This is a genomic window from Citrobacter sp. Cu233 (assembly GCF_030332225.1).
In the GTDB taxonomy this organism is placed as follows: Bacteria; Pseudomonadota; Gammaproteobacteria; order Enterobacterales; family Enterobacteriaceae; genus Citrobacter.
This window is the reverse complement of sequence record NZ_JAOWIF010000028.1, coordinates 52,435-63,894: the sequence shown is the minus strand read 5'-3', so window position 1 is coordinate 63,894 and position 11,460 is coordinate 52,435. Positions and strand designations below refer to the sequence as shown.

Annotated in this window: 12 protein-coding genes; 10 read left to right on the top strand and 2 right to left on the bottom strand. The window is 45.8% G+C overall.

What is annotated here, in order from left to right; translation table 11 throughout:
• Nucleotides 1–91: 91 nt before the first annotated feature.
• The 10 genes from OGX95_RS01150 to OGX95_RS01105 all read left to right on the top strand — a co-directional run bounded on the left by OGX95_RS01150 (nt 92) and on the right by OGX95_RS01105 (nt 8,116).
• Nucleotides 92–892, top strand: coding sequence for a FliM/FliN family flagellar motor switch protein (locus OGX95_RS01150; RefSeq protein WP_286628672.1), 801 nt, complete (start codon nt 92–94; stop codon nt 890–892).
• Nucleotides 893–901: 9 nt separating this feature from the next.
• A complete protein-coding gene (locus OGX95_RS01145; RefSeq protein WP_286628013.1) occupies nt 902–1,591 on the top strand; it encodes an EscR/YscR/HrcR family type III secretion system export apparatus protein in 690 nt (229 codons plus the stop codon).
• A gap of 2 nt (nt 1,592–1,593) precedes the next feature.
• Nucleotides 1,594–1,854, top strand: a complete 261-nt coding sequence (sctS, locus tag OGX95_RS01140) for a type III secretion system export apparatus subunit SctS (RefSeq protein WP_286628012.1) — start codon at nt 1,594–1,596, stop codon at nt 1,852–1,854.
• Nucleotides 1,855–1,864: 10 nt separating this feature from the next.
• On the top strand, nt 1,865–2,626 hold the full coding sequence (gene sctT, locus OGX95_RS01135) for a type III secretion system export apparatus subunit SctT (RefSeq protein ID WP_286628011.1): 762 nt from the start codon (nt 1,865–1,867) through the stop codon (nt 2,624–2,626).
• Nucleotides 2,627–2,631: 5 nt separating this feature from the next.
• Nucleotides 2,632–3,816, top strand: a complete 1,185-nt coding sequence (locus tag OGX95_RS01130; protein ID WP_286628010.1) for an EscU/YscU/HrcU family type III secretion system export apparatus switch protein — start codon at nt 2,632–2,634, stop codon at nt 3,814–3,816.
• Nucleotides 3,806–4,456, top strand: a complete 651-nt coding sequence (locus tag OGX95_RS01125) for a lytic transglycosylase domain-containing protein (RefSeq protein WP_286628009.1) — start codon at nt 3,806–3,808, stop codon at nt 4,454–4,456. Before OGX95_RS01130 ends, OGX95_RS01125 begins: the two co-directional genes overlap by 11 nt.
• Before the next feature lie 165 nt (nt 4,457–4,621).
• Entirely contained in the window at nt 4,622–5,308 is a 687-nt protein-coding gene (locus OGX95_RS01120; protein WP_286628008.1) for a LuxR C-terminal-related transcriptional regulator, read from the top strand.
• A 33-nt stretch (nt 5,309–5,341) separates the two neighbouring features.
• A complete protein-coding gene (locus OGX95_RS01115; RefSeq protein ID WP_286628007.1) occupies nt 5,342–7,192 on the top strand; it encodes an IpaD/SipD/SspD family type III secretion system needle tip protein in 1,851 nt (616 codons plus the stop codon).
• A 9-nt stretch (nt 7,193–7,201) separates the two neighbouring features.
• Nucleotides 7,202–7,402: a hypothetical protein gene (locus OGX95_RS01110; RefSeq protein WP_286628006.1), complete on the top strand. Its 201-nt coding sequence runs from the start codon at nt 7,202–7,204 to the stop codon at nt 7,400–7,402.
• A gap of 174 nt (nt 7,403–7,576) precedes the next feature.
• Nucleotides 7,577–8,116: a glycine zipper 2TM domain-containing protein gene (locus tag OGX95_RS01105; protein ID WP_286628005.1), complete on the top strand. Its 540-nt coding sequence runs from the start codon at nt 7,577–7,579 to the stop codon at nt 8,114–8,116.
• 57 nt (nt 8,117–8,173) lie between these two features.
• Here OGX95_RS01105 and OGX95_RS01100 read toward each other — a convergent pair whose 3' ends face one another.
• On the bottom strand, nt 8,174–10,354 hold the full coding sequence (locus OGX95_RS01100) for a TonB-dependent siderophore receptor (protein ID WP_286628004.1): 2,181 nt from the start codon (nt 10,352–10,354) through the stop codon (nt 8,174–8,176).
• A gap of 253 nt (nt 10,355–10,607) precedes the next feature.
• Nucleotides 10,608–11,243 carry a TetR family copper-responsive transcriptional repressor ComR gene (gene comR, locus OGX95_RS01095; protein WP_286628003.1) on the bottom strand — a complete coding sequence of 212 codons (636 nt, stop codon included), beginning with the start codon at nt 11,241–11,243 and terminating at the stop codon, nt 10,608–10,610.
• Nucleotides 11,244–11,460 lie beyond the last annotated feature (217 nt).

Below are 11,460 nucleotides of genomic sequence, written 5' to 3'. Positions count from 1 at the left end.
CCTGGATCCCGTCGAGAATCGGATCAAGCAATACTGCACTCGGCGGAATATCCCTTTTATCAGGTACCAGGTGCGGGAGCAGAGATCTTTGATGCGTTGTAGCGGGTTGCTTGCAGGGCAGGAGATCAGTTTCTATGTTTCGGCTGACCGGTTGCTGGAAACCTATGCTATGCAGGATGCACGGTTCTCCGTTCAGCACGTTGGCGAAAAAATGCTCTTAAGGCTGTACAGCGCTTTGCTTGCTGAGCTTAGTCCTGGCCTCGAGTGGTTTTCAGTTCCCCTGGAGGATATCGTCGTACAACAACTGGAATGCCTGCTTTCATCAGAGAAAAAATTATACAGTACCGGTGAAGGTGCAGATTGTATCTGGTTTGCTGAAGATACCCTTGCATCAATAGTGATACCTGATGTGGAAACAGATACAGACTGGTCCTGTTTGCCCTGTCCCGTGAAAATATCCCTGGGGTTCACGCCGTTAACGCTTAAGGATATTCGCCATCTTAATGTTGGTGATGCGTTATGGCTTATTAATGAATGTACAGCCCTGTATGTGGGGCACAAGCGATTTTGCTCTGTGCAGTATGAGCAAGACCATTTTTCAGTGAGTGAGGGTATTATGGATGATCAAACAAGTAATATTTCAATGGATGATTTATGGCGTGAGGATGGCCTCAAGCTGAATATTGAATTTGTGCTTTGTGAAACGAGCATGACATTATCCGATATTAGTCAAATGCAACCAGGTGATGTTTTGGATTCGGTCATGGGGGTAGATGATAATAAAATAGCCATTCAGCTTCGCGTCCAGGGGAAAACGATCGCGACGGGTGAACTCGTTTTACTGAACGAACGTTTGGCAGTGGAGATTGAAAAAGTTTACGGCGCAGCGTGAGACAAACTTATGACGGATTATAATAGTATTGGTCTTGTTGGTATACTCAGTCTCGCGACACTTCTGCCATTTTTTATTGCCGGTGGAACCTGCTTTATTAAATTCTCGATAGTTTTTTCGCTGATCCGTAATGCGATTGGTTTACAGCAGGCACCATCGAATATGACGTTAAATGGCGTATCATTGTTATTGACTGCTTTTGTTATGTCTCCCGTCGCACTACAGGGATATGATTATTATCGCCAGGAAGGTGTGAGTTTTGAAAATGTGGAGTCAGTGCAAAATTTTATTGATAATGGGTTGTCTGGGTATAAAAACTATTTATATCGTTTTTCAGATAAGGAATTGTTAACTTTTTTTAGTAATATTTACCAACAGCAGTATCCGATCACAGATGATCATCAGGTCAAGGGAATTAAACCAACAGTAGAAAATAGCTCTTTATTTACTTTGTTAGCGGCTTATTCATTAAGTGAGATCAAAAGCGCCTTTATCTTAGGTTTCTATGTGTATCTTCCCTTTATTGTTGTTGACCTGTTGGTATCGAACGTCCTGTTGGCCTTGGGGATGATGATGATGAGCCCGGTAACAATATCGCTGCCAATCAAATTAGTGCTTTTTGTGGCCATAGATGGCTGGTCTAAAATCGCGACGGGGATGGTCATGCAGTATGCAGCGCTATGGAAGACAGCGGGGTAACGATGGACAACATTTTTTATATCGGTAATAAAGCGCTATACATGGTCCTGATACTCTCTGCTGTTCCGGTCATAGTGGCGACAGTTGTGGGTATTGTGGTTGCGATTCTTCAGGCGATCACGCACATACAGGAACAAACATTGCCTTTTGGTATTAAATTGTTGGCGGTTTGTGCGGCGCTTTTTATGACGGCGCCGTGGTTTGTATCAAGCTTGAAAAGTTTCGCCGCAGAAGTGTTAGCAATGGCATTCCAGATACCCTAACGAGTCGCCTATGAATGTCTATGTGCTTTTCCATGAATATATCGTCCTTATTATTATCGGAATGGCCAGAATTTTACCGGTTACTCTTTTTTTGCCCTGGTTCAACAGCCAGATATTAGGCGGGATGATTGTCAAAAATGTCATCATGTGCTTCCTGATTGTGGGTATTTTACCCATACTCAGCGTACAGTTTTCACTTGCGCCGACAGAGCCTGTGCTGGCTGTTATTACTCAGGAAGTTATCATTGGTTTAATTTGTGGGATCTGCTTGTCGGTACCGTTCTGGATAGCACTGGCAATAGGGGAGATCATGGATAACCAACGAGGCGCAACCATCAGTAGCACCATGAATCCGGGCGTCGGAGTAGAAACATCTGTTTTCGCGAGTTTTATGAATTATTTTTATGGCGCTACATTTATGCTCAGTGGTGGGATGGTTACGCTTTGTGAAGCGATAAAGAAAAGCTATCAAATATTCCCAGTGGCACAACCATTCCATTTTGATCAAACATTGGCCTTCCAGGGGATACATTTGATTAATGAGATAATGCTTAGAGCATTAATCCTGGCAGGGCCCATCGTTGTTGCTCTTTTTATAACAGAATGCGCGCTTGGTTTGCTCTCTCGTTTTGCTTCGCAATTGAATGCTTTTTCCGTTGCGCTGGCATTGAAAAGTGTTGTTGCTATTATTGTGCTGCTGTTTTATTTGACACCGTTACTCATTCCCCAGCTCATTGAATTACGGCTGGGTGATCTTTTGCCAGGGAGGTAATAGTCATGAGTGAGGAAAAAACTGAACAACCCACACATAAGAAGAAAGAGGATTCGGCCAAAAAAGGACAGATGTTTCTGAGCCGGGACTTTGTCGGGCTGCTCACGTTAATCGCCGTATCTTCGTTCGTGTGGCTGACTATAGATGCCAAAGAGCTGATGTTTTATTTTGATTTATTTGTGACCAGTGGGTTTATGCTGTCAACAGGTGAATATTCACGCCTGGTTTTTTCTACAGCATTTAAAATTATAGCTGGTATAGCGGTTGTCTCCGTTTTCACCTCAATGCTGGTAACGCTGATCCAAACCCGCTTCAAAATGGCATCAGAAGCAATAAAGTTGGATCTCAACGCCATCAACCCATTGAAAGGATTTAAAGAGATTTTCAGTATCAGAAACCTGAAAGACAGTGTCAAAGCCATCTGTTATCTTGGCATGGCGATAACGGGATTTAGCATTTTTGTGATAAAATATCATGCTCGTCTTTTCGCATTGCCCTCAGGTAATATTCAGCATTTTATGACCGTATGGCGGGGGCTATTACCTCTGCTTTTCTGTTATACGTTGCTGCCGTTTTTAATTATTATGGCCTTTGATGCGCTGGCTGAATTTTTCTTGTATATCAAAGACTTGATGATGACGAAACAAGAAATAAAGCAGGAATATAAAAATAACGAAGGCGATCAGCATATAAAAAGTGCGCGCAAACAGCTACATCGTGAACTGCTTTCTGAGCAAACCAAAGCAAATATAATGACGTCGAAAATGGTACTGGCTAACCCGACACATATCGCATTGGGCATTTATTATAATCCTAAGGTTATCGGCTTGCCTTTTATTTCAGTGGTGGAGAAGAATTCCCGGGCAGTCGCTGCCATTGCATTTGCGGAAAAAAACAATGTTCCGGTTATTCGTAATATTCCACTGGCGCGGCGAATATTCAAAACGGCGAAAATTTATACGTTTATTGACAGTGACAGCATAGATGAAATTATGCAGTTGATTACCTGGCTCGAGCAAGTGGAGCAAGCCTGGAAGAATGATGCTCCCGAGGATATCCAGGAGCATCAGCCGGATGAAATCGCTGCGGTTGAGAACGCAGATACTGCGTGGAAAGAGGGTGCTGGCAGTGGGCCGGATACTGACAGTGACGAACCCTCTGAGAAGGAGGATGAGAATAATGCGCAATAGCTTGCCAGTGTTACTTTTCTGCCTGGCGCTTCCCGCTTTTGCCGGGCAGTGGTGTTACGTTGATGCCGGAGGGATTACGCATGTGGCTCCGCAGCGTACTTCAAAAATGGCTAAGCCTTGCCCCACCGTCAAAGGAGAGTTGGCATTGCGTTGGCAAGCATTCAGTGGTTCACAATCAGTCCGCTTTGCGGATGCCCCCTCGCAGCGCCCATCTGCTAAAACAAAAGGAAGTCGTCAGTATAATGATGCCATTGTTCGTTATGCCCGGCATTACGGTGTTGACCCGCATTTGATCAGAGCTGTTATGGCCGTAGAGTCCGGATTTAATCCAGATGTGGTTTCGGCAAAAGGTGCTGTGGGGCTTATGCAGATCATGCCAGAAACGGCGAATGGTTTATCACTCAGGTTAGGGAACGGATTGAAAAAGGCGGCGTTATCGAACCCGGATGTCAATATTCACCTTGGCACTTTTCTGCTGTCCGAACTGGCGCGGCGTTATGACAACAATCTGGATCTGATGCTTGCTGCTTATAACGCAGGGGAAGGCAATGTCGAAAAATACAACAATCAGGTTCCGCCCTTTACGGAAACACAAAAATATATTCACGATGTGAAATTGGAGTATTTAAACGTTCATTAAACAGATATATTTATTTTTCTTAAATGCAAAAATAAGAATAAATGATTTGGAAGAATCTTTTACTTTGGACGAATATAACTGCCATCTGTAAATAAAATATAACTATAAAATTTAATCGAGCATTAATCAGGGATTGATTAACCGTTGCTTCTTAAGGAGTTGTATATGAGAAGAAATCTACCGCATCCACGCTATACCGTAGCACTTGTCAGTGACGAACCTATCGTCATAACGGGGCTACGTAGCGTGCTTGTCGATTGTGCTGACATCGAGTTTTCTGCTAATTCAGCAGAAAGTCTGGTTAACCAACTGCTCTGCAGTAAAGCGGAGAAACCTCTGGCTTTAATTATCGATTTACCACTCGAATTCATGGGTAGTAGAAATGATAGCCGTTTTATTCAACGAATTCAGCAGTCGGCACCCGGTATCATGTTGGTTATCCTGACAAATGAAACACACGCTCTGACGCTGCGAAGGTTTAAGATGTTGGGTATCCGCGCTTTATTAAGCAAGAAAGATGATTTAGTACACTGTCTGCCAAAAGCGCTGGCCGCTTGTTTGCAGGGCGTTTTTTTTACCTCGCCGCTTATCCGGCAGCATATGGATCCTGCTGGTATTGCATTTGATTCTAATCAGCAGAGTTCATCTTTAACCTCACGAGAACTGGAAGTTATTCGTCTTTATGCCCGCGGTATGCGCGTAAAGGAAATCGCCAGCCTCCTTAAGCGATCTGTCTGCACTGTTGCCGTACATAAACATAACGCCATGCAGAAACTCGCGATTACCAGCAATATGCAGTTGCTCCATTATGTGCAGTCTCAGGACAGGTTTGCTGAAATACCTGGATATTGAAGATACTGCTAAACTTTTTCAGGGAACGAGACCATGACTACGATTGCTGCTCCTGTTACAGGAAGATCTCTACTTTCTTCACTGCACGCTACCACCGAAGCCACTGCTACCACACAAGAGGCAACGGATGTTTCTGCCATAGCGATGACGACAAATTCCAGTGTTAGCCGACAGCAGATCATTGACGCTTTCCTGGCGGAGCTGTCTGTGTACTCTGAGCAATATAATGAACTGCTCAAAGAAGGGGTGAAGATCGATACCACACCAGCACAAAATGTATTGAAAAGCAGCTTGCCATTATTATTAAAAACGGATTCAGGTATTAAGAGTACCAGGGATATCTGGGATATTGATACTAACCCCAGAAAGAAGCCTATTGACTGGACTGTACCGCTTGATGGCAATATGGATAAAGACGGCGACGGTGTTTTTGATCTTGATGCCAATGGCGACGGCAAAGTTGATGATTATGTTGATTATAGCCAGTATACCTGGGACACAAAGGATAATGGTGGCGTCCCCCAAAGTGACTGGGAAATCTATGCTAATGTCGCTACCGAGCTGGCTGGGCTAAAAACGACTTATATGGACGTCTACACGGATCTGGCTAACCAGAGCGTGGAATTTCTGGATGCGGTAAATGGTTTTAAAACCCGAATGGTGAAATATATCACCAGTGGAACGGGTGATAATAAAGATAAGATATACATTGATGTTCATGGGGTGAAGGATGAGCTGAACAGCATAATCGATAGCTGGGGCAAGTATGTCACAGTCCCGACCACGGATGAGAAAGGTAACGTGACAGGAGAAAAGACTATTCCTAATACCGACGAAATTAATCCGCCTCGGAATGCTGACGGCTCGAAGCCAACGCCGCCTTCCAGCGGGCCGGTAGCTATTCGGGGGCTTGATCTGGCCGGTGTCGATTACTGGGCCGTTCAACTGAATATGGAAGACCAGTTGGTTGTTGACAAAGAAGTCACGGCAGGTAAAGACGGTAAGATGGGCACAGAGGAGACTGACATGGATAATGTTACCGTTTATCATTCTATCACCGTTGTACCTGATACGCCTGAAAACAGTAATCAATTATACCTGGTTCAAGAAAACGGGACTTATACATTATATGTCTACCCGGATATCCAACCGATAATTGATGCCGATAATTTCTCGACCGATTCATTCGGATATCGTTATAACGCTGGAACTTCAGGACCTACAAATGCGCCGTCTCCTTTAAAGAAGAATGATGTTCGTTATCATGGTGATAATAAATTTGAACACGATTACAAAAAATATGACGGTGATGATACTTATGATAAACGTTATTTTGTTATTCCAACATCTAAAGATCTGATGGTTGTACCAACGGATGCAATAAACAAATCCTACAACATGTACTATATCCCAGCTGGCTACACTCTGGTAACATCGACAAGCACTGAAGATTATCACGCATATGATTGTTTTTTAATTCCAACAAAGATGCTTGATCCACAGCTAACTAACTCATCAAAAAATAATAAAGATTCTGTACATGTCACTGAACCCGTTATCATGCAGGCTGAAATGTATGTTATTCATTCGAATGATAATACAACCGGTAGTTATCCAGGAGAATCAATGGCGAATATTTATTTCGCGCCAATGGCGGAATGGGATTTTGCGGCACACGGCGCGTCAACTAAAGTGAGCGTCAGCACCAGCGTATTTAATGAGTGGGAAAACTCGATGAATACCATGTCCAGTACGGTAGAAAGTGATTCGCAGGTCATGTCTGAAAAATTAAACCAGGCGAATACAATTTATAATAACCTGACGAAGGTAGTATCTTCGACCATTGAGGCCCTGTTGGAAACTCAAAAAGAGTTCCTGAGATAGGATGAGATAATGAGCGATATGACAATTAGCACAATGCCTGTTTGCGCCGGAGCCGTAACGCAACCTGATGATCCCGCTATGGATTTAACAGACGAGCAGCGCGAGTTGATGCAGCTCTCCACGCAACTCTTTAGCAACCAGCTTTTTTCTGATTGGATCATGGGCGATACGGATGACCCGGCGAACCCGATGTACAAAACAGAATGGTAATGGCCGCTGGCCGTTATAACACTGCGTTGATTGAGATGTTACCCCGCGTGGTTCAGAACTGTCTGAATCACGCTATTTGGGCTTTTACTCCCACTTTTTTCATCCCCATTCTGATTGGCATCCCTTACTTCCTGTTGCAAAGTTGTTGCTAATAGCAAAAAAGGAGGATGTCCCGTGAATAAATCCATGTTGGCGGGTATAGGGATTGGCGTAGCGGCTGCGCTGGGTGTGGCAGCGGTGGCCAGTCTGAACGTTTTTGAGCGTGGCCCACAGTTTGCACAAGTCGTCTCTGCAACACCGATTAAAGAAACGGTAAAAACACCGCGCCAGGAATGTCGCAATGTGACGGTTACTCACCGTAAACCTGTACAGGATGAAAACCGTATTGCCGGTTCCGTGCTGGGCGCGGTTGCCGGGGGCGTAATTGGTCATCAGTTTGGTGGTGGACGCGGCAAAGACATTGCGACCGTTGCTGGTGCGTTAGGTGGCGGTTATGCAGGTAACCAGATTCAGGGTTCAATGCAGGAAAACGATACATACACGACCACACAACAACGTTGTAAAACGGTGTATGACAAATCAGAAAAAATGCTGGGCTACAACGTCACGTACAAAATTGGCGATCAGCAGGGCAAAATCCGTATGGATAAAGATCCCGGTACGCAAATTCCGCTGGATAACAACGGCCAGTTGGTTCTGAATAACAAGGCGTAAAATAGCGTTATCCTGAACATTAGCCCCCCATTCGCTCAGGCTGGGGGGCTTTTTTTGTCAGAAGGTCAATGCGTAGTTCAGGCCAAAGGTGCGACCCCGGCCTTTGTATTCATACAAGGATGGACTGCCATAGGTCGGGCTGTAGAGTAACGGTGCACGCTGTCCCCAGAGGGTGGTGTACTCTTCATTCAGCAGGTTCTCAACGCTAAAGGTCAGTTTACCCAGCGGGAGCTGATAGCTGCCGATAACGTCCATCGTATTGTACCCATCCAGCTTGTTGCCACTGGCGTCGCTCAGGTCGAAGGTTTGCTGACTCTGTACTCGCAGCGACCACGGTTCCGGTGCCCAGCCAACCCATGCGGTTGCTTTAGATGGTGAAGCCAGAGTGACATCCCATTTTTGCCATTTACCGTTTTGCTTCACTTCCGATTTAATGATGTTGAAGTTACTTCCCACACTCCAGTCGGTATCAGCAATGAAATAATCCACCGCGCCTTCAAGGCCATAAATCCGGCGATCGTCGGGTTGTACGTTAATGGTCATATCGTTGCGGTTAATGACGATCGATTTATCTGACGTGGAGTAATAGGCTGCCAGTTGTGTGCGCAGATTATCGCCGGTGTAGCGCCACCCCAGTTCGTAAGAGTTAACTTTAATGCCTTCCAGACGTGAATCCGCGACGTTAACGCTGCGCTGGAGCTGATAATGATCGCCAACCAGCGAGTAGGTACCATTGCCGTAGTATTTTCCTGGGTCGGGAAGTTCCACACCTTGAGAGAAGTTGAACCAGGTCTGTTGGCGTTCGGTCAGGTGTGCGAGGATGCCCGCGTTAAACAGGACGTTATCATAGTCAGCTTTGCCACCCGGGATACTATCAGCAGAGTTCGCCAGACCCGTTGCGATGCCTTGTTGCTGCGTATAGCCGACAAAATCATCAACGCGGTTTTCAGTCCACTGGTAGCGGATACCACCGCTGAGCGTAAAGATGTCATTAATGTCGTAGCTGTTTTGCAGGAAAGGCGCAAAGTTGGTGATGCTGTAACCGGGATAGCGCCCGGTGGTGTAGGCTGTTCGGTTATCCATACCGCCGGAGGGGAGGGAATAAGCCAGATCGAAGAATTCTTGATTGGAATCGAATGTTTCGTGATCGGCGTCGATCCCCCATGTCAGTTCCCAGTTTTCCATCAGCTGGCTGTTGAGGGTGATTTTGGCACCAAACTGGTCAGTATCCTGTTGTGATGCGGAGAAACTGGTGACCTTACCTTTGCTCAGCGTAGGGAAAGGATAGAATTTTAGTGATTCGTCACGGTAATAGATCTGGCTGACCAGATTCTGACCGAAGAAATTAGCATCGGAATATTGCAGACTGATCAGATGCCGCTCCGTGCCGGGGATTCGGTTGGAATTGAGACCACTGCTGGTATTAGCGTTACCGGTGCCCGTCACGGCGGACATGTTCTCGCCGAGATCCAGTCCGTAGTCGTCATCTCCCTGGCTTTTGTAGTACTGCGTAACCAGCTGCAGCTGGCGGTCGTCATCAAGCTCAATCGTCCCGGTGCCCATGACGTCCAGACGGTCAGAGTGTTGCAGGCCAGTTTGAGTGTTATCGAGCATTAAAGCGTCGTGGTTGGCATTGTACCAGCCACCAAAGCGTTGATAAGCGACGGACATGCGTCCGGATGCGCGGTCGGTTCCTCCGCTAACTGCGGCGGCAACCCGTTCGTCATGATCGTTACTGTTGTTGAACCCGCTTTTACTGCCCAGCTCGAGTTCAACTTCACGCTCAGGCTGACCTTTTTTGGTAACGATGTTGATCAAACCACCGGTACTTCCGCCGCCATACAGCGATGTTGCACCGGAGATAACTTCAATGTGTGCAATATTAAACGGATCAATGGAGTCAAGCTGACGGCTGTCGGTGCGGGAAGAGTTGAGACGAACACCGTCAATCAGCACAACGATGGCGCGACCACGCATGTTCATCCCGTAGTTGGTCCGTCCCTGGCTGCTGACATCGATTCCGGGGATCAACTGAGCAAGAACATCCTTAAACTCTTTCCCCCCCTGAACCTGCTGTTCAATCTCTCTGCCTTCGATAACCCATGTAGTTTGTGCCATTTGAGACACGGTACGTTGACTACGGTTGGCGCTGACGATGAGATCTTCTTCTTCTGCCGCCATTGCCGGTAGGGTTAAAGACAGTAACAGAGGATTGAGCACCCAGAGATGCTTATTCATTTGTATTCCTTATAAAATTTGTTGGTCTGTTTTTATTTTTACGGCATGGAAACCGATTGTTACATTATGAAACGGATATTAAAGCAAATGCGAATATTGCTGATAATGATTGACATTATCAATGTTTTTTACAAAAGAAATGTATTAACTCAATGAAAACAATAAAGAATGTAGGGATTAAGAAGTGCCGTATCCACCGGGAACGGCGTAAGCTCCCGGTGATGACAGTAAGACGTGGGTAGTGTGGAAAAGGTTAATCTTTAATCAGTTCAGGCCACAATCGTAACGTGGTGTGCGCGATCTGCATCAGTTTTTCGAATGTGGCTCCTTCGCGGGCGCTGATCGACATACCCTGCAAAATACAGTTCAGATATTCAGCCAACTTTTGTACATCACAGTGTGCCGGTATTTCACCATGTTCCTGTCGTTGATGCAGAAACTGAGCCAGCGTCTGCTCCTGCATGGCGTGACGGGATTTAACCGTGCGCGCAATGTCCCGGGAAGAGGCGGCAAGCGTCGCGGATGTGTTAATCATAAAACAGCCCGCGGGCGTGTCTTTACTGGTGAAGCAGGTCGCTATTGCGGTGAAATAGTCCTCGAGTGCGGATTCGAGGCTTTTTTCTTCACAAAACAGTTGAGCTTCGTGTTTTGCCGCGAAGCGACTGATATAGCGGTCCAGCACGGCACGAAACAGTCCTTCCTTATTGGTAAATTCTGCATACAGCGTAGGCGCTTTTGCCCCGGTTGCTTCTACGAGATCGGCGAGCGATGTCGCTTCATATCCGTGCTGCCAGAAGAGTGTCATGGCCTTATCAAGCGCGGCTTCCCTGTCGAACACTTTTGGTCGGCCACGGCTTTTTTTTGCACAACTTGTCGTTTCAGTTGTCATGGTGCCGTTGTACCTGGTTGGGTTTATTGAATAACCATTATAAAAATAATCGCGCAGACACTCCAGTGCATTCACGATAAAAATAATTTAATGCTATTAGCATGAAAAATAAGGTCTTTGTGTTTTAAATAACAATCGTTATAAAAAAATGTTGACGTGTGACCTGGATCACATCTATGATTTACCTATCGATCGTTAAGTTAATCGCTTACGGCAC